Origin of the sequence: Methylobacterium iners (assembly GCF_022179305.1) — a bacterium.
Taxonomy (GTDB): Bacteria; Pseudomonadota; Alphaproteobacteria; order Rhizobiales; family Beijerinckiaceae; genus Methylobacterium; species Methylobacterium iners.
Genome location: NZ_BPQP01000016.1, coordinates 115,583 through 131,937 on the forward strand (window position 1 = coordinate 115,583; position 16,355 = coordinate 131,937).

General features: G+C 70.6%; 17 protein-coding genes. 14 read left to right on the forward strand and 3 right to left on the reverse strand.

Going from position 1 to position 16,355, the window contains the following annotated elements; translation table 11 throughout:
* Window positions 1-7 precede the first annotated feature (7 nt).
* Window positions 8-1,072: a uroporphyrinogen decarboxylase gene (gene hemE / locus MFF55_RS05505; protein WP_238243077.1), complete on the forward strand. Its 1,065-nt coding sequence runs from the start codon at window positions 8-10 to the stop codon at window positions 1,070-1,072.
* Window positions 1,069-1,515, forward strand: a complete 447-nt coding sequence (hemJ, locus tag MFF55_RS05510) for a protoporphyrinogen oxidase HemJ (RefSeq protein ID WP_238243078.1) — start codon at window positions 1,069-1,071, stop codon at window positions 1,513-1,515. The genes hemE and hemJ overlap by 4 nt, the downstream gene beginning before the upstream one ends.
* A 28-nt stretch (window positions 1,516-1,543) precedes the next feature.
* Here hemJ and hisG read toward each other — a convergent pair whose 3' ends face one another.
* From hisG to hemH, 3 genes are all read right to left on the reverse strand, one after another.
* Complete coding sequence (gene hisG, locus MFF55_RS05515; protein WP_238243131.1) at window positions 1,544-2,533, reverse strand: ATP phosphoribosyltransferase; 990 nt, start codon at window positions 2,531-2,533, stop codon at window positions 1,544-1,546.
* A 4-nt stretch (window positions 2,534-2,537) separates the two neighbouring features.
* The gene (locus MFF55_RS05520) at window positions 2,538-3,689 is read right to left on the reverse strand and encodes an ATP phosphoribosyltransferase regulatory subunit (protein WP_238243079.1); all 1,152 of its coding nucleotides are present in this window, start codon (window positions 3,687-3,689) and stop codon (window positions 2,538-2,540) included.
* A 390-nt stretch (window positions 3,690-4,079) separates the two neighbouring features.
* The gene (gene hemH, locus MFF55_RS05525) at window positions 4,080-5,162 is read right to left on the reverse strand and encodes a ferrochelatase (RefSeq protein WP_238243080.1); all 1,083 of its coding nucleotides are present in this window, start codon (window positions 5,160-5,162) and stop codon (window positions 4,080-4,082) included.
* A gap of 126 nt (window positions 5,163-5,288) precedes the next feature.
* Here hemH and MFF55_RS05530 point away from each other — a divergent pair, with 126 nt between their 5' ends.
* The 12 genes from MFF55_RS05530 to MFF55_RS05585 all read left to right on the forward strand — a co-directional run bounded on the left by MFF55_RS05530 (window position 5,289) and on the right by MFF55_RS05585 (window position 16,110).
* A complete protein-coding gene (locus MFF55_RS05530) occupies window positions 5,289-6,242 on the forward strand; it encodes a class I SAM-dependent methyltransferase (RefSeq protein ID WP_238243081.1) in 954 nt (317 codons plus the stop codon).
* A 92-nt stretch (window positions 6,243-6,334) separates the two neighbouring features.
* Window positions 6,335-6,625 (forward strand): type II toxin-antitoxin system RelE/ParE family toxin, encoded by a 291-nt coding sequence (locus MFF55_RS05535; RefSeq protein ID WP_238243082.1) that lies wholly within the window; start codon window positions 6,335-6,337, stop codon window positions 6,623-6,625.
* Between the two features lie 4 nt (window positions 6,626-6,629).
* Window positions 6,630-6,947, forward strand: a complete 318-nt coding sequence (locus MFF55_RS05540) for an addiction module antidote protein (protein ID WP_238243083.1) — start codon at window positions 6,630-6,632, stop codon at window positions 6,945-6,947.
* Between the two features lie 69 nt (window positions 6,948-7,016).
* Window positions 7,017-8,549, forward strand: coding sequence for a bifunctional metallophosphatase/5'-nucleotidase (locus MFF55_RS05545; RefSeq protein WP_238243084.1), 1,533 nt, complete (start codon window positions 7,017-7,019; stop codon window positions 8,547-8,549).
* Entirely contained in the window at window positions 8,549-9,247 is a 699-nt protein-coding gene (locus MFF55_RS05550; RefSeq protein WP_238243085.1) for a uracil-DNA glycosylase, read from the forward strand. The genes MFF55_RS05545 and MFF55_RS05550 overlap by 1 nt, the downstream gene beginning before the upstream one ends.
* Window positions 9,248-9,359: 112 nt before the next feature.
* Window positions 9,360-9,767, forward strand: a complete 408-nt coding sequence (locus MFF55_RS05555) for a hypothetical protein (protein ID WP_238243086.1) — start codon at window positions 9,360-9,362, stop codon at window positions 9,765-9,767.
* Window positions 9,768-9,792: 25 nt separating this feature from the next.
* Window positions 9,793-10,080, forward strand: coding sequence for a PepSY domain-containing protein (locus tag MFF55_RS05560; protein ID WP_238243087.1), 288 nt, complete (start codon window positions 9,793-9,795; stop codon window positions 10,078-10,080).
* Window positions 10,081-10,155: 75 nt separating this feature from the next.
* Window positions 10,156-11,451 (forward strand): dual-specificity RNA methyltransferase RlmN, encoded by a 1,296-nt coding sequence (rlmN, locus tag MFF55_RS05565; RefSeq protein WP_238243088.1) that lies wholly within the window; start codon window positions 10,156-10,158, stop codon window positions 11,449-11,451.
* A gap of 259 nt (window positions 11,452-11,710) precedes the next feature.
* A complete protein-coding gene (ggt, locus tag MFF55_RS05570) occupies window positions 11,711-13,423 on the forward strand; it encodes a gamma-glutamyltransferase (RefSeq protein WP_373874725.1) in 1,713 nt (570 codons plus the stop codon).
* Between the two features lie 91 nt (window positions 13,424-13,514).
* Window positions 13,515-14,300, forward strand: coding sequence for a lysophospholipid acyltransferase family protein (locus tag MFF55_RS05575; protein ID WP_238243089.1), 786 nt, complete (start codon window positions 13,515-13,517; stop codon window positions 14,298-14,300).
* 113 nt (window positions 14,301-14,413) lie between these two features.
* Window positions 14,414-14,860 carry a hypothetical protein gene (locus MFF55_RS05580; protein ID WP_238243090.1) on the forward strand — a complete coding sequence of 149 codons (447 nt, stop codon included), beginning with the start codon at window positions 14,414-14,416 and terminating at the stop codon, window positions 14,858-14,860.
* Window positions 14,861-15,003: 143 nt separating this feature from the next.
* Window positions 15,004-16,110 carry a DUF2125 domain-containing protein gene (locus tag MFF55_RS05585; protein ID WP_238243091.1) on the forward strand — a complete coding sequence of 369 codons (1,107 nt, stop codon included), beginning with the start codon at window positions 15,004-15,006 and terminating at the stop codon, window positions 16,108-16,110.
* Window positions 16,111-16,355 lie beyond the last annotated feature (245 nt).

The following is a 16,355-nucleotide window of genomic DNA, read 5'->3' on the forward strand; positions in this document are numbered from 1 at the left end:
GAACGTGATGGGGCAGAGTGAGTGCGCGGACCGTGCGGTCCTGCGGGTCCTGTCGGGCGAAGCCTTGTCGCCACCGCCTGCCTGGATGATGCGCCAGGCGGGACGCTACCTGCCCGAGTACCGCGAGGTCCGTGCGCAGGCCGGCTCGTTCCTCGACCTCTGCTACAGCCCGGACTTCGCCACCGAGGTCACGCTGCAGCCGATCCGGCGGTTCGGCTTTGAAGCCGCGATCCTGTTCTCGGACATCCTCGTCGTGCCGCACGCGCTCGGCCAGGACGTCCGCTTCGTCGAAGGCGAGGGACCGCGCCTCGATCCCCTGTCGGGACGGGTAGAGTTCGAGGCCCTGCGCCGTCACGACGATCCCGCCATCTTCGCACGCCTGGCGCCGGTCTTCGAGACCGTCCGACGCCTGCGCAGGGAATTGCCGGCGCAGACCACCCTGCTCGGCTTCTGCGGCGCGCCCTGGACGGTCGCGAGCTACATGATCGGCGGCCGCGGCACGAGCGATCTCGCTCCCGCCCGGGCCTTCGCCCAACAGGATCCCGGGCTCCTCGACGCCCTGATCGATCGCCTGGTGAAGGTCCAGACCGCCTACCTCGTGCGCCAGCTCCAGGCCGGCGCCGACGCCGTCCAGATCTTCGAATCCCATGCCGGTTCGCTGCCCGACGGCCCGGACCCCCTCGCCCGGTTCTCCTTCGCGCCCATTAGCCGGATGATCGAGGGCGTGCGGGCGCAGGTGCCGGGCGCTCGCATCATCGTCTTCGCCCGCGGCTCAGGCCTCGATGGCCATGCCAGGGTCGCCGAGGAGACGGGCGCGGATGCCGTCGGCGTCGATTGGGCGGTCGACCTCGGCGCGCTGCGCCGGCGGCTTCCCGAGAGCGCCGTCACGCAGGGCAACCTCCACCCCGACACGCTGATCGAGGGAGGCCCTGCCCTCGACCGTGCTGTCGATTCCATCCTCGAGGCGACGCACGGCCTGCCCCACATCTTCAACCTCGGCCACGGCATCACGCCGCAGACGCCCGTCGCCCATGTCGAGCAGATGCTGGCGCGCCTTCGCCGCCCCCGATGAGCGAGCTCTACCCCTGGATCAAGGCCGGGCACGTGGTGTCGTTCATCGCCTGGATGGCGGCGATGCTCTACCTGCCGCGCCTCTTCGTATACCACGCTTCCCTGGCCCCGGGCCCCGCCTCCGCGGCGCAATCCGAGACCTTCAAGGTCATGGAGCGGCGCCTCCTGAAGGCGATCATGAATCCGGCCATGATCGCGACTTGGATTTTCGGGCTGGTCCTCGCGGTGTCGAGCGGGCTCTATGCCTCGGCCTGGCTGCAGGCGAAGTTCGTCCTCGTGCTCGCCATGAGCGGCATCCACGGCTGGCTCGCCGGCATGGTCAAGGATTTCGCGGCAGACCGGAACCGGCGCGGTCACAAGTTCTACCGCGTGATCAACGAGGTCCCGACGCTCCTCATGATTGGCATCGTGATCCTGGCGGTGGTCAAGCCCGCCTTGTGGTGATCACAGGATCACAGGATACCGTGATCCCTCAGGACAGCCGCGCGAGCAGGCGTTCCAGGAGCGGGTTGCCGGCCCCGAAGGCGTAGTCGACGCGGCGTACGCTCACGGCCAGGGCTCCGGCCTGCGCCAGGGCGTCGGCGAGATCGAACAGGCCGGCCGCCGGGCAGCGCAGGACGATCTCGCTTCCGCCCTCCGAGCCGTAGGGCAGCTCGGCGCCGTGCGAGGCGGCTAGCCCCGCGAGGTCGATGTCGCCGGAGGCTGGCCGGGCCGCGCGGATTTCCCGAGTGGTGCGGGCGCGCTCCTCGGCTGCGATGCGCCCGAGCAAGGTCGCCACCGCGCGGCGCTGGCCCGCGCCCCAGGCCGCCTTCAGGGAGGCGACGAGGTTCGCCTCCGAGCGCAGGATGATGCCGTCGTCGAGGATCTTGAGGGCGTTGGCGGCCAGCGTCGCGCCGGTCGTCGTGATGTCGACGACTATCTCCGCCGAGCCCGCCGCCGGCGCGCCCTCGGTGGCGCCCAGGCTCTCGACGATCCGGTAATCGGCAACGCCGTGCTCGGCGAAGAAGCGCCGGGTCAGGTTCACGTATTTCGTGGCGATGCGCAGCCGGCGGCCCTGGCGCACCCGCATGTCGGAGGCGACCTCGTCGAGGTCGCTCATGGCGCGCACGTCGATCCAGGCCTGTGGCACCGCCACGACCACCGTCGCCTGACCGAAGCCCAGCGGCGTCAGGAGTTCGACCTGGCCGCTCGCGTCGGGCAGCGTCTCCCGGATCAGGTCCTCGCCGGTCACGCCGAGGTGGGCCGCGCCGCTGGCGAGCTGGCTCGCGATCTCGGAGGCCGAGAGGTAGCGCACCTCGACATCCGGCACGCCCACGAGACGGCCGCGATAGTCGCGGGCGCCGGCGCCTTGCGCGAAGGTGAGGCCGGCCCGGCCGAAGAAGGCGGCCGCGTTCTCCTGAAGCCGGCCCTTCGAGGGCACCGCGAGGACGAGGAGCCCCTCGCCCGCCTCGCTTCCCTGCATCGTCTCAGCCACGGGACACCTCCTGGGCCGCCCGGGACAGCCAGATCGCGCAGCCGACCGCGGGGACGGGCACGGGGCTGCCCAGATGCTGCAGCAGGCCGTCGTAGCGGCCGCCACCCGCCAGGATCGGCGCGTCCTGCGCGAGGCCTGTCACCTCGAAGATGAAGCCCGTGTAATAGTCGAGGTTGCGCGCGAAGCCGCCGGAGAAGTGGAACTGCTCGACGGCGAGGCCGCGCGCCGCCATGAAGCCAATGCGCTCCTCGAACAGGGTCAGGGCCTCGTCGAGCGGCGGATGGTCGAGCCCGATCTCCCGCACCAGGTCGCGCAGGGCGCCCGCCGCCCGGTCCGGATCGCCGTGAACCGCGCGGTAGCGGTCGATGACGGCGCGGTTCTCGGCGTTCAGCCCCGCGCCGCCATTGGCCTGCGCCGCCGCCTTGGCGAGGAAGCGCTCGGCGATCTCGCCCGCGCTGCGGCCCCCGACGCGCGAGATGCCCGCGATCGAGAGCACGTCCTCGACGAAGGCGCGCACGCCCTTCGGGTCCTGGCCCTGGATCGCGGCGAGCAGCCCCGCATGGGGATCCTCCGAGGCACCGCCGTTGGTGACCTCGTCGAGGGAGCGCCCGGCTGCGAGCGCCCGCAGCGTGCGCCGCTTGGCCGTCGGCGGCACCTGAAGCGCGTCGAGCAGGGTATCGGTCAGGCCCATGTCGCCGAGGCGGACGCAAAGGTCGCACCGCCCGAGAAGACCGAGGCCTTCGAGGGCGAGGCCCACGACCTCGGCATCCGCCGCCGGCGTGTCGGTCCGGCCGATCGACTCGATGCCCGCCTGCAGGAACTCGTCCGGCTCGTCGGCCGCGAGGCGGAAGACGGGGCCCAGATAGCTGTAATCCCCCGTCGTCCCGCCGGAGGCGGCGAGGTGGTGGCGGCAGACGGGGATGGTGAATTCCGGCCGCAGGCACAGCTCGGCGCCGCCCGCATCCTGCGTCGCGAAGATGCGCCGGCGGATATCCTCGCCCGACAGCTCCAGGAACGGCTCCATGGGCTGCAGGACCGGGGGCAGGACCGGGGCGTAGCCGCAGGCCGCGAAATGGGCGGAGAGCTGCGCATGCGTCGCGCCCTGTCCGCCGCCGATCGCCTCTCCTGCCTGCGCTGTCGTCATGATCCACTCGCCATCGTCGCCCGATCCCTAGCAACCGCACCCGTTCCTGGCGACAGGGTCCGGCGCAGCCGCCTGTGGGCCGGCCGGAGCCAGGTTGCTGAGGCGCGTTGATAACCCGGCAATCGTTTCCGCCAAGCGAATCGCTTTTCCATCGGTCTTCGGTCGAGTGTCTGGGTCACTCCTCCCGCGCCCTTCCCTGGACGGGTGGAGCGTCAGCGGAACCCGATCCGGGGTTCAGCAGGGGACATCGCGAAGCGTCCAAAACTTTGTGCCGCTCGTCATGAGCCGCCGACGCGGCCCCTCATTCGCTGGGTCCCGGATCACCTTCCGCTGACGCTCCAGGCGTCCGGGAAAGGCGCGTGCAACCGAAGCGATCGGCTGGAAACGCTATCAGACCCAGCCCTGAAGCTCGCGCCGGACCACGTGCTCGATCACCCGCATGCCGAGGTCGCCGTCGTTGAGGCAGGGGATGTAGGCGAAGTGCTCGCCGCCGTTGTCCTCGAAGTAGTGGCGGTTCTCGCCGTCGAGCTCCTCCAGGGTCTCGAGGCAATCGGCCGTGAAGCCCGGCGCCACGATCGCCATGCGCTTGACGCCGCTCTTCGCCAAGTCCTGCACCGTCTCGTCGGTATAGGGCCTGAGCCATTCCTCGTTGCCGAAGCGCGACTGGAAGGTCGTGCGCATGCGCTCGGGGGAGAAGCCGAGCGCCTCGCGGATGAGGCGGCCCGTCTTCACGCATTGGCAATGGTAGGGATCGCCCTTGAGGAGGTAGCTCTTGGGCACCCCGTGGAACGAGGTCAGGATCACCTCCGGCTCGAAATCGAGCTTGGCCAGGCCCTCGCGGATCGAGTCGGCGATCGCCGCGATGTAGACGGGATCGTCGTGGTAGGGCGGCGAGACCCGCACCGTCGGCTGCCAGCGCATCTGCATCAGGGCCTTGAAGGCCTGGTCGCAGGCGGTGGCCGAGGTCGCGGCCGCGTATTGCGGATAGAGCGGCACCAGCAGGATGCGGTCGCAGCCCTGGTCGAGGAGCGCCTGGAGGCGCAGGGACACCTCGGGCTTGCCGTAGCGCATCGCCCAGTCGACGACGACGCTGTCGCCCATCGCCGCCTGCAGACGCTCGCACTGGCCCCGGGTGATGGTCTTGAGCGGTCCTTCGTCGCGTTCGTTGTTCCAGACGCTGGCGTAGTCGCGGCCCTTCGGCCCCGGCCGCTTGGTCAGGATGACGAGGTTGAGGAGCGGCCACCAGATCAGGCGCGGCACCTCGATCACCCGGCGGTCCGAGAGGAATTCCTTGAGGTAGCGCCGCATCGGCCAGTAGCTGGTGCCCTCGGGCGTGCCGAGATTCATCAGGAGCACGCCGATCCGGCCCCAGCGCACGGGCGGGTGATCGGTGGGCAGCGTCCCGGTTGCGAGGCTCTCGCCCCCAAGACTCTGTGTTTCCGCCAGGAGCGGCGGTTCGACGCGTTTGTTCATCGGGTTTCCGGATCAGCCGCAGGGTGCCGTGCGAGACACGATGCAAGACACCATGGTTGTGCGCAGAGACATATCTTACTAGAGCACGGACCCTGCCAGAGACGACCCGACAGGACAGCACGCGACATGCCGTCTCCCCGGTACTTCCTCAGCCACTTCATGCCCTTCACCGGCTATCCCTATACGGGTGAGCCCACGGCCTGCAATCTGTGCGCCGCGCGCGAGACCGTGACGGTGGCGGAGACGGATCGGCGCCTCAAGACCCTTCGCTCGATCGCCTGCGCGCAATGCGGCCTGATCCGCACCGACCCGATGCCGACGCCCGACGAGCTGGCGCATTACTACGCCCATGCCTACCGCGCCGATTACCAGCTCGCCTTCGCCGGCGGTCCGCCGCGGCACCATCTCAACCGCAGCGCCCGCGAAGCGGCGTTCCGGGCCGAGCTTCTCGCCCCGAAGCTGAAGCCCGGGGCGCGCGTGCTCGATTTCGGCTCCGGCTCCGGCGAGTTCCTCGCCGCCGTGCGCGCCCGGGGCTGCGAGGCGATCGGCGTCGAGCCGGGGCGCGACTACGCGGCCTATGCGCGGGACCACCACGGGGTCGAGGTCCTCGACGATGCCGGCGACGAGCGCTTCCCGGCCGGGTATTTCGACGTGATCACGACCCATCACGTCCTCGAGCACCTGCGCGACCCGGCCGACGTCATGGAGCGGCTCGCCCGCTGGCTGAAGCCCGACGGGGTGCTCTACGCCGCGGTCCCCAACATGGCCGCCACCGGCAAGCCGGCGCATGAGCGCTTCCACTTCGCCCATGTCCACGGTTTCGTGCGCGAGACCCTCGACCTCGCCGCCCGCCGCGCCGGCCTCGTGCCCCAGACCGATTACTGGCGCGAGGACACGACAGTGGTCTACGCCAAGACCGACGCGCCGGTGCCCGCACTCCGCTCGCCCGGCCTCGCGCAGCGCCTCGCCGTCGAGCTCAAGCCGGTACCGGCGGGGGCCTATCTCGCCTCCGGCGCCTGGCTCTGGCCCATGCTCCGGCGCAACGCGAAAGCCGTGCGGGACACGTTCGCGCCGCGCTGAACGCCGATGCGAGACGGCATGTTGGACAGATCGCACCGTCGCGTTCCAACACGATCGACTTGGAAATTTGTATCCTGTGGGATACGATCCTCATGATCGAGGTCCGTCGAACACATGCCTTCGCGGATTGGATCGACGGACTTCGCGATCGCCGAGCAGCAGTTCGTATCGAGGCACGCATCGATCGTCTTCGGCTGGGAAATGCCGGTGACGTGAAAACTGTCGGCGAGGGCGTCAGCGAGATCCGGATTGATTACGGCCCTGGTTACCGAGTGTACTTCGTTCGGCGCGGGACGTTGATCGTCGTGCTTCTCTGCGGTGGCGATAAGTCCACCCAGGTTCGCGACATCAAGATCGCGAAGGCTATGGCCGCTGAGGAGTGAACCGATGCCGCTGCAAACCTTTACTTATGACACGGCTGAACACCTAAAGGACGAGCAGGACATCGCCCTCTATATCGAAGCGGTCCTTGAGGATGGCGATCCGGCTCTGATCCGCGATGCCGTTGGCACCGTCGCGCGGGCGCGGGGCATGACACAGATTGCCCGGGAGACCGGCTTGTCCCGCGAGAGCCTCTACAAGGCTCTCTCGGCGGAGGGGAACCCCGGCTTTGACACGGTCGTGCGGGTCCTGAGGGCGCTGGGTCTGACCTTGAGCGTGAAGCCCACAGCCGAGGCGGAAACCACCGAGCCCAAGGTAGCCTGAGCGTCGTCAGAGGTTCATCATCGAACCACTAAGTACCCTGTCGAGCGTTTTCACCGGACAATCCCCACCATGCCTTCAGCGAACCGCCGTCGGACGTTGGGGCTCGGCCTCGGCGCCGGGCTCGCCGGTGCGCTTCCTGCCGACGCGGCGACCCCACCGCCGGAGGCAGGGCGCGACCCCACCTTCACCCTGCTCCTCGTCAACGACGTCTACCGGATGGCCGAGGCCGACGGGCGCGGCGGCTTCGCGCGGCTCACCGCCATCGTTCGGGCCGAGCGGGCGCGTGGCGTGCCGATGCTCTATGCGCATGCCGGCGACACCCTCTCGCCCTCGCTGATGTCGGGCTTCGACAAGGGTGCGCATATCGTCGAGCTCCTGAACCTGGCGCCGCCCGACGTCTTCGTGCCCGGCAACCACGAGTTCGATTTCGGGCCGGCCGTCTTCGCGCAAAGGATGGGCGAGGCGAATTTTCCCGTCTTCGCCGCCAACCTGCGCGACGCGGGCGGACAGCCGCTGAAGGGCTTGCGCGACCGCACGCTCGTCACGCTGGGCGGCATCCGGGTCGGTATCGTCGGGATCGCGCTCGCCAGCACCCCGGAGAAGTCGCAGGCCGGCGACCTGCGCTTCGGGCCCGAGATCGAGACCCTGACCCGCGAGGCGCAAGCGCTTCGGGACGAGGGCGCCGACCTCGTCGTTGGGGTGGCGCATACCGGCCGCGTCCTCGACGAGGCCATCCTCAAGGCGCGGCTCGTCGACATCTTGCTGTCGGGCCACGACCACGACCTCGTTCTCTCCTACGACGGCCAGGGCATGCTGGCCGAGTCGAGCTTCGACGCGCAATACGTGACCGCCATCGACATCACCGCCGCGGTGACCGGCGAGGGCAAGAACCGCCGCGTCACCTGGCGCCCGAGCTTCCGCATCCGCGACTCGGCGACCGTCACCCCTGATCGCGAGGCGGCCGCGCTGGTGAACCGGCTCGAGAGCGCCCTGTCCCGCGAGCTCGACCTCCCCGTCGGGGCCACGCGGGAGGATCTCGATAGCCGCATCGCTTCCGTGCGCGTTCGCGAAGCGAGCTTCGGCAGCCTCGTGGCCGACGCGCTCCGGGCCGCACTCGGTGCGCAGGTCGCGATCATGAACGGCGGCGGCATCCGCGGGAACCGCCTCTACCCGGCGGGCACGGTGCTGACCCGCCGCGATATCCTGACCGAACTCCCCTTCGGCAACAGCACCGTCCTCGTGTCGCTCACCGGCGCGCAGATCCGGACCCTGCTGGAAGGGACCTTGACCGATCTCGGTCGCCCGGCCGGGCGCTTCCCTCACGTCTCCGGCCTTACCCTCACCGTGGATCCTGCGGCGCCGGTCGGGCGCCGCATCGTCGCGATCCGGGTGGGGGACGCCCCCCTCGACGAGGCGCAGACCTACACGGTGGCGTCCAACAACTTCCTCTACGAGGGCGGCAACGGCTACGGCATCCTCGCGCGCGGGCGCACCCTTGTCGGGCCGAGCGACGGCAAGCTCGTCGCCAACGAGGTCATGGCCTATATCCGCAGGAACGCGCCCATCGCCGTCGAGGATCAAGGGCGCATCATCCTGCGCTGATGGCTCAAGACAACGGACCCGACACCGCCGCGGGCGCGCTCGCCGCCTTCCGCGCCTCCCGCTCGCCCTGGCTCGCCCTGCCCTTCTTCGAAACGGGTGCGGCCGACGCCGTCGCGGCCCGGGTCGATGCCCGGCTCGCCTCGGGCGCGACCGTGCTGCCGGCGCCCCGCGACATCTTCAACGCGCTGACCCTGACGCCGCTCACCCAAGTCAAGGTCGTGATCCTGGGCCAGGATCCCTATCCGACGCCGGGCGACGCCCACGGCCTCGCCTTCTCCTATGTCGGGCCCCGCAGGCTTCCGGCCTCGCTGAAGGTGATCCTGGCCGAACTCGATGCGCCGATCCGCGGCGGCGATCTCACGCCCTGGGCCCGGCAGGGGGTTCTCCTCCTGAATTCGGCCCTGACGGTGGAGGCCGGCAAGGCGGGGGCGCATCTGCGCTACGGCTGGTCGGCGCTGACCGACGAGGCGGTGGCCGCCATCTCCGCGCGACCTGAGCCCGCCGTCTTCCTCCTCTGGGGGGCGCAGGCCCGGGCGCGGGCGGCCCTGATCGATGCGGGCCGGCACGCCGTGATCGAGGCCGGCCATCCCTCTCCGCTCAACCGCCTGCGCGACTTCCCCGGCACGAAGCCCTTCGCGCGGGCCAATGCTTGGCTGGCGGACCGGGGACTCGCCCCCATCGACTGGCGGCTTCCCTGAGGCAACACGCCCGAGGCCGGCGCCTTGGAGCCTTGGCCGCGACGGTCTATCCCGCATCGAGGTCCGAGCGGACGCACCAAGACGCCGCCGGCCGCCACGAGGAGACGCCGATATGCACCGCCCCATCCTTGCCCTGAGCCTCGCCCTGGGCTTTCTTCCCAGCGCCGGGCACGCCCAGATCCGCAACGCGCCCTCCCCTCGCGCGCTGGAATTCGCCGCCTACATCTTCTCGGCCGCCAATGTCTGCGGCTACCGGATCGGCGTCGACGAGTTCGGCGCGCTCCTGGAGAAGCAGAACGTCAAGGCCTCCGACGTCGGTCCCCGCGGACCCCACGGCGCCAAGGTCCAGACCATGTTCGCCCTGATGTCGAACCAGATGGCGCTCAACCGCGAGCGCTCCTGCCTGGCGGTGGCCGGCGAGTACGGCCCGGAGGGCAGCGTCGCCAAGGGCGTCCTCCTCCCCGCCCCCGCCGCCGAAGCGCCGGCCGGCGAGAAACCCGCCGAGAAGCCGGCCCAATAGGGACCCTCGTCGCTGACGGAGATCGATGATGACCAAGATCGCTGCAATGACGCTCGCGCTCGCCCTTATGGCGGGACCGATCGGCCACATCCCGGTCGCGGCGGCGGCGGGACAGGGGGAGTCCAAGCCTGCCGCCGACTGGCTGCCCGTCGATCAGATCCGGAAGGGCCTCATGTCGGCCGGCTACACGGAGATCACCAAGATGGAGGTCGACGACGGCCATTGGGACGGCGAGGGCGTCAAGAACGGCCGCAGGATGAAGTTCGAGGTCGACCCGAAATCCGGCGCCATCCTCGGCGAGATGGAGCAGTAGGGCTGGGCCCCATTCGCATTCCCGCCTGGAACCGCCTATATCGGGGCCGATCCCCGAGTTCCAAGCGAGAGTGTGATGGCGACGGCGTCGTTCGACACCGCCCGGCCCGCGCCGGGCGCTGCCCCCGCGATCGAGAAAATTCCCGAGTTCCGCCCCGAGGCCGAACCGGCGCTGCCCGGCCGCCCCTCCCTCGTCGGCCTGACGCGGGCTGGGCTGAAGGAGCGGATCTCGGCGATCGGGGTGCCCGAGCGCGAGAGCCGCATGCGCGCCGGCCAGGTCTGGCATTGGCTGAACGTGCGCGGCGCCACGGCCTTCGATCAGATGACCAATGTCGGCAAGGGCCTGAAGACCGAGCTCGCCGCGGCCTATACCCTCGACCGGCCCGAGATCGTGACCGAGCAGGTCTCGCGCGACGGCACCCGCAAGTGGCTCCTGCGCATGCCGCCGACGGGCCGGCACGACCACAATCGCGGCGCCGAGATCGAGTGCGTCTATATCCCCGGTCGCGGGCGGGGGACGCTCTGCGTCTCGAGCCAGGTCGGCTGCACGCTGACCTGCTCCTTCTGCCACACGGGCACGCAGCGCCTCGTGCGCAACCTGAGCGCGGCCGAGATCACCGCGCAGCTCGTGGTGGCCCGCGACCGGCTCGGCGACTGGGCCGTGCCCGGCGCCACGAACGGCGTCGACGAGAGCCGGCGGGCGGTGACCAACATCGTCTTCATGGGCATGGGCGAGCCGCTCTATAACCTCGACAACGTGATCGACGCCGTCGGCGTGATGGCCGACCAGGAGGGGCTGGGCCTGTCGCGGCGCCGCATCACCGTTTCGACCTCGGGCGTGGTGCCGCAGATGCGCCGCCTCGGCGAGGACGCGCATGCCATGCTCGCGATCTCGCTCCACGCCGTGCGGGACGATCTGCGCGACACCCTGGTGCCCTTGAACCGCAAGTATCCGCTGGCCGAGCTGATCGCGGCCTGCCGGGCCTATCCGGGCCTCAACAACGCCCGGCGCATCACCTTCGAGTACGTGATGCTGAAGGGCGTCAACGATTCGGACGCCGATGCCCGCGAGCTGGTGCGCCTCCTCAAGGGCATTCCGGCCAAGATCAACCTGATCCCGTTCAATCCCTGGCCCGGCTCCGCCTATGCCTGCTCGGATTGGGAGCGGATCGAGCGCTTCGCCGAGATCGTCTACGAGGCCGGCTACGCCTCGCCGGTGCGCACCCCGCGCGGCCGCGACATCCTCGCCGCCTGCGGCCAGCTCAAGAGCGAGACCGAGAAGCTGCGGGCCCGCGCCCGGATGATGCTGGAGGAGGGCCTCGGCGCCGAGGGTTTTTACGCGGCGGCGGACGAGGACGACGCGGAGGGCTGAGGTCCGCCGCGGCGAGGCGGAACAGGCGTTTCGCTCCAAGAGACAGTGCGCCGGAGGCAGGTTTTTGGCTGCTTGGAGTTTCAACCCCCTTTTGTCATTCCGGGGCTGCGCAGCAGAGCCCGGAACTCAGAGCCGCAGGTCGTGCTCCAGCTTGCCGCGTCGGCGGTTCTGGGTTCCGGGCTCGCCTGCGGCGCCCCGGAATGACAATCGTAGTGGAACAGCAGGCTTCCTCCGGCCAAAGCTCCGATTTCGCGACGCGGTGCGCGCCGCCGTCGTCGGCCTGACCCTCACAGGCCCCGCCCTCGCTCAACCCGCTGCCGCGCCGATTCAGGCGGACGACGCGCGCCACCTCCCCGTCCTCGCCAGCCGCGGCATGGTCTCCTCGCAGGAGGCCCTGGCGACGCGGGTCGGCGTCGACATTCTGAGGCGCGGCGGCAATGCCGTCGACGCCGCCGTCGCGGTGGGCTTCGCCCTGGCCGTGACGCTGCCGCAGGCCGGCAATCTCGGGGGCGGCGGCTTCATGCTGGTGCATCGCGCCGCCCGCAACGAGACGGCGGCGATCGATTACCGCGAGACGGCGCCGGCGGCCGCGACCCGGGACATGTTCCTCGGGTCCGACGGCGAGCCGGACCGGGCCGCCTCGACCCGGGGCGGCAAGGCGGTGGGCGTGCCGGGCACCGTGCGGGGCCTGGCGGAGGCGCACCGCCTCTACGGCTCCGGCCGCCTCACGCTCGCCGACCTGATCGCCCCGGCCGAAAAACTCGCGCGTGAGGGAATTCCGGTCGAGGCCGGCCTTGCCGATTCCCTGCCCCGCGCCGCGGGGCGTCTCGGGAACTGGCCCTCGAGCCGAAAGGTGTTCTTTAACGGCGACCGGCCGTTCGGGCGCGATGAGCGCCTCGTCCAGACCGATCTCGCCGACACGCTGGCGGCCATCGCCGCGGGCGGGCCGGAGGCCTTCTACCGGGGCGCGATCGCGAGCCGGATCGCCGCGGCCGCCCAGGGCGCGGGCGGCATCATGACGGAGGCCGACCTCGCCGCCTACGAGGCCGTGATCCGCGCGCCCGTGCGCGGCACCTATCGCGGTCACGACATCGTCTCGATGCCCGCCCCCAGCTCCGGCGGCATCCACCTGATCCAGATCCTCAACGTGCTCGAAGGCTTCGACCTCGCCCGAATGGGCGCGGGCAGCGCCGGCGCCGTCCATCTCCTCGCCGAGGCGATGAAGCCGGCCTATGCCGACCGGGCGACCTGGCTTGGCGACCCGGCCCGCGCCCAGGTGCCGGCCGGGGGCCTCATCGCCAAATCCTACGCGGACACGCTGCGGGCGGCGATCGATCCCGCCCGCGCCCGGCCGGCCGAGGCGATCAAGGCCGGCGATCCGCTGGCCTTCGAGCCGGATCAGACCACCCATTACTCGGTGATCGACGCCGAGGGGAACGCGGTCGCCAACACCACGACCCTCAACTTCTCCTACGGGCTCGGCCTTGTGGCCGAGGGCACGGGCGTGCTGCTCAACAACGAGATGGACGATTTCTCCGCCAAGACGGGCGCGGCCAACGCCTTCGGCCTGATCGGCGGCCCGGCCAACGCGATCCGGCCGGGCGCCCGCCCGCTCTCCTCGATGACGCCGGCCTTCGTCTTCCGCGACGGGCGCCTCGTCCTGGTGACGGGGAGCCCGGGCGGCAGCCGCATCATCTCGACGGTGATCCAGATCATCGTGAACGTCCTCGATTTCCGCATGAACCTGGCCCAGGCCGTCGCCGCCCCGCGCATCCACCATCAGTGGCGGCCCGACAGGCTCATGGTCGAGGAGGGCCTCTCCCCCGACACCCTGGCGCTGCTGCGGGCGTGGGGTCATCCGGTGGTCGTCGGGTCGAGCTCCGGCTCCGCCAACTCCGTGATGCGGACGGAGGACGGTCTCGCCGGGGCCGCCGATCCACGCCAGCGCGGCACGCTCGCGGACGGCCATTGAGGCGGCGGCCCGCGCGAGGTTGGTGAACCTCGGGGCCTCGCGCTAAAGCAGGAGCCGCCCGGTCGGCCGGGCGCCTTCATCCGGGTCCCCGATGCTTCCCCTGCGCTCGCTCGCGTTCAACGCCGCCTTCTATCTCGTCACGACGCTCATCGCCGTCGGCGGGCTGCCGGCGCTGGTCTCCAGATCCGCGACGCGAAAGGTGGCGCGGTTCTGGGCGCGCACCACGATGTGGCTCCTCGACGTGGTCGGCGGGGTCCGCATCGAGTATCGCGGCCTGGAGAACATCCCGCCCGGGCCCCTCCTCGTTGCCGCCAAGCACCAATCGGCCCTGGAGACCCTGGCGCTGGTCACGGTCTTTCCGGACTTCGCCTACATCCTCAAGCGCGAGCTCCTCTGGATTCCCCTGATCGGCTGGTTCCTGTCGCGGGCCGGCATGGTGGCGATCGACCGCTCCAAGGGCTCCCGCGCCATGGCGGTGATGAACGAATCCGCGGTGCGGGCGATCAGGACGGGACACCAGCTCATCATCTTCCCCGAGGGCACGAGGCGTCCGCCGGGTGCCCCGCCCGCCTACAAGCTCGGGATCAGCCACCTCTACGTGGCGCTCGGCGTGCCCTGCCTGCCCGTCTCCCTCAACAGCGGCCTGTACTGGCCGCGCCGCAGCCTGACGCGCCGGCCTGGCACGACGGTGATCGAGTTCCTGAGCCCCATCGCGCCCGGTCTCGAACGGGCCGCGTTCCTCGACCTCGTCCAGGAGCGGATCGAGACCGCCTCGAACGCCCTGCTCGCCGCCGCCCGGGCCGATCTCGCCGCCAGGGGTCATCCGACGCCGGAGGCCGAGCCGACGCTCGAACGGCAGCCCTCCCGCGGGATCTGAGCGGAACCGGGCGACCCCCGGGCGCTTGTGGATAACTTGGTTCGTGCCCATATTCGGTGGGTGTCGAGGATCATCCTTGACCCGCCCCGATCGCCGCGATTAGGTTAGAACAAATGGCGAACAAGAGAGCTCTGTCCTGGTCAGCGGCCCTGCGCGACCTGAAGGACGATCGATCACGGAGAGCGGACGTGCGTGAGGAACGGTTGAAGACCGCCGCCGGCCTGCGGGGCAGCCCCGCGACGACCCTTAGCGCCTGGCGGGGACGCTCGGGCCGGCGCTACGTCGTGGGCGTGCACGAGCTTGCGGAGCCGGAGCTGAACGAGGTGGGCGAGGCCGTCGTCCTGGCCGTGCGCCGCGACCCGGCCGGCATCGGCGAGCTCGTCGCGGTGGCGGCGGCAGGGCAGAGCCCGCGCGAGCGGCTGCACGGCAATTGGATCGCCCGGGCACGGCATCGCGGCGCGACCGAGATGCACGTCCACCGCCTCGCCGAGACCGAGGCCGAGCGCTCCGCCATCGTCGCCGACCTCGACGCCGAGCCGTCCGCCGCCAACCAGGCCTAAGGTGAGCCCTCTCCCCTGAGGCCTGCGGACGCTTGTCTTGGGCCTGCGGATGCTTGCATCCCGGCGCCGCCCTCTCCAAAGACGGCCCGCATCAAGGCGTCCCGGGCTCGACCGTGGCGCCGGCGGCAGGGAGCATCGCGGCGATGGCGCAGGGATCTGGACGCGTGGACGATCCGCAGCCCGCAGCAGCGCAAAGGCCCGTGCGGTTCAGGCTGTTCCTGCCCTCGATCCTGCTCCTCACGCTCGTGGTGCTGTGGTCGGCCGCTTGGTTCTGGATCCGCGACCGGGCCGCCCGCGAGATGGATGCGTGGCTGGCCGCGGAGGCCGCCGCCGGCCGTACCTGGACCTGCGCCGACCGCTCCATCACCGGCTATCCCTTCCGGCTCGAGCTGCGCTGCGCGTCCCTCGCCTTTACCCGCTCCGACGGCCGCTTCACCCTCGGGCCCCTGACTGCCCTGGTGCAGGTCTATCAGCCTCGTCACGGGCTGCTCCAGGTGGCCGGACCGTTTCACGTGGAACAGGGCGAGCTCGTCGCCGACGCAAATTGGACCGCCCTGCAGGGCAGCTTCCACGGCGCCGCGGACGGCTTCGTGCGCGCCTCGCTCACCGCCGACGGCATCAAGGGCAGCGTCCGGGGCGGCGAGCCGGGGCCCGTCGATTTCAGCGCCGGGCACCTCGAGTTCCACGCCCGTCCGACGCCCGCCCGCTTCGCCTCGGACGGCGCCGTCGACGTGAGCCTGCGCGTCGAGAAGACGGGCCTGCCGCTGATCGACCCCCTCGTCGGCAACGCCGATCCGGCCGACCTCGCCCTCGATGCCACCCTCACCCGGGCCGCAGGGCTTCGCACCGGCCGCGTCGCCCAGGAGCTCGACGAATGGCGCCGCGACGGCGGTGCGCTGGAGATCGCCCTCCTGTCCCTTGCCAAGGGCGACCGGCGCATCCAGGCCCGCGGCACGCTCGGGATCGACGAGGAGCATCGCCCGGCCGGCCAGCTCGACGTGCGGGCGGCGGGGCTCGAAGCCCTGATCGGTCAGGTGATGGGCCAGCGCTTCGGCGCCGATCGCGGCGCGATGATCGGCAACCTCGTCGGCCAGCTGCTCGGCGGCGGACGGCGGTCGCCGAACCCGGCCGAGCCCGAGGCCAAAGGCGATCCGGCCCTGAAGCTGCTGCCGCCCTTGCGCCTCGCGGACGGACGCCTCCTGCTCGGACCGATCCCGCTGCCCAACGTGCGGCTGCTGCCGCTCTACTGAAACGGGCGCCTTCCTCCCCCTTGTGGGGGGCGATTGCAGGTGAGGCGGCTCATCGACCGACGGGCTCTACAGCACTCCCCTTTGTCATTCCGGGGCGCCGCGGGCGAGCCCGGAACCCAGAGCCGCTGACAGCCCTCCAGCTTGCCGCGCCAGCGGTTCTGGGTTCCGGGCTCTGCTTCGCAGCCCCGGAATGACAGAGGGAGTTGAAGAACCCCGTCTGCAACCGCCCTGCCCTGAGGGGAAGG

What these genes read in the sequence shown, in the direction of transcription:
- hemE (WP_238243077.1), top strand. Translation starts at nt 8, where the DNA reads ATGGGGCAGAGTGAGTGCGCGGACCGTGCGGTCCTGCGGGTCCTGTCG.
- hemJ (WP_238243078.1), top strand. Translation starts at nt 1,069, where the DNA reads ATGAGCGAGCTCTACCCCTGGATCAAGGCCGGGCACGTGGTGTCGTTC.
- hisG (WP_238243131.1), bottom strand. Translation starts at nt 2,533, where the DNA reads ATGCAGGGAAGCGAGGCGGGCGAGGGGCTCCTCGTCCTCGCGGTGCCC.
- MFF55_RS05520 (WP_238243079.1), bottom strand. Translation starts at nt 3,689, where the DNA reads ATGACGACAGCGCAGGCAGGAGAGGCGATCGGCGGCGGACAGGGCGCG.
- hemH (WP_238243080.1), bottom strand. Translation starts at nt 5,162, where the DNA reads ATGAACAAACGCGTCGAACCGCCGCTCCTGGCGGAAACACAGAGTCTT.
- MFF55_RS05530 (WP_238243081.1), top strand. Translation starts at nt 5,289, where the DNA reads ATGCCGTCTCCCCGGTACTTCCTCAGCCACTTCATGCCCTTCACCGGC.
- MFF55_RS05535 (WP_238243082.1), top strand. Translation starts at nt 6,335, where the DNA reads ATGATCGAGGTCCGTCGAACACATGCCTTCGCGGATTGGATCGACGGA.
- MFF55_RS05540 (WP_238243083.1), top strand. Translation starts at nt 6,630, where the DNA reads ATGCCGCTGCAAACCTTTACTTATGACACGGCTGAACACCTAAAGGAC.
- MFF55_RS05545 (WP_238243084.1), top strand. Translation starts at nt 7,017, where the DNA reads ATGCCTTCAGCGAACCGCCGTCGGACGTTGGGGCTCGGCCTCGGCGCC.
- MFF55_RS05550 (WP_238243085.1), top strand. Translation starts at nt 8,549, where the DNA reads ATGGCTCAAGACAACGGACCCGACACCGCCGCGGGCGCGCTCGCCGCC.
- MFF55_RS05555 (WP_238243086.1), top strand. Translation starts at nt 9,360, where the DNA reads ATGCACCGCCCCATCCTTGCCCTGAGCCTCGCCCTGGGCTTTCTTCCC.
- MFF55_RS05560 (WP_238243087.1), top strand. Translation starts at nt 9,793, where the DNA reads ATGATGACCAAGATCGCTGCAATGACGCTCGCGCTCGCCCTTATGGCG.
- rlmN (WP_238243088.1), top strand. Translation starts at nt 10,156, where the DNA reads ATGGCGACGGCGTCGTTCGACACCGCCCGGCCCGCGCCGGGCGCTGCC.
- MFF55_RS05575 (WP_238243089.1), top strand. Translation starts at nt 13,515, where the DNA reads ATGCTTCCCCTGCGCTCGCTCGCGTTCAACGCCGCCTTCTATCTCGTC.
- MFF55_RS05580 (WP_238243090.1), top strand. Translation starts at nt 14,414, where the DNA reads ATGGCGAACAAGAGAGCTCTGTCCTGGTCAGCGGCCCTGCGCGACCTG.
- MFF55_RS05585 (WP_238243091.1), top strand. Translation starts at nt 15,004, where the DNA reads ATGGCGCAGGGATCTGGACGCGTGGACGATCCGCAGCCCGCAGCAGCG.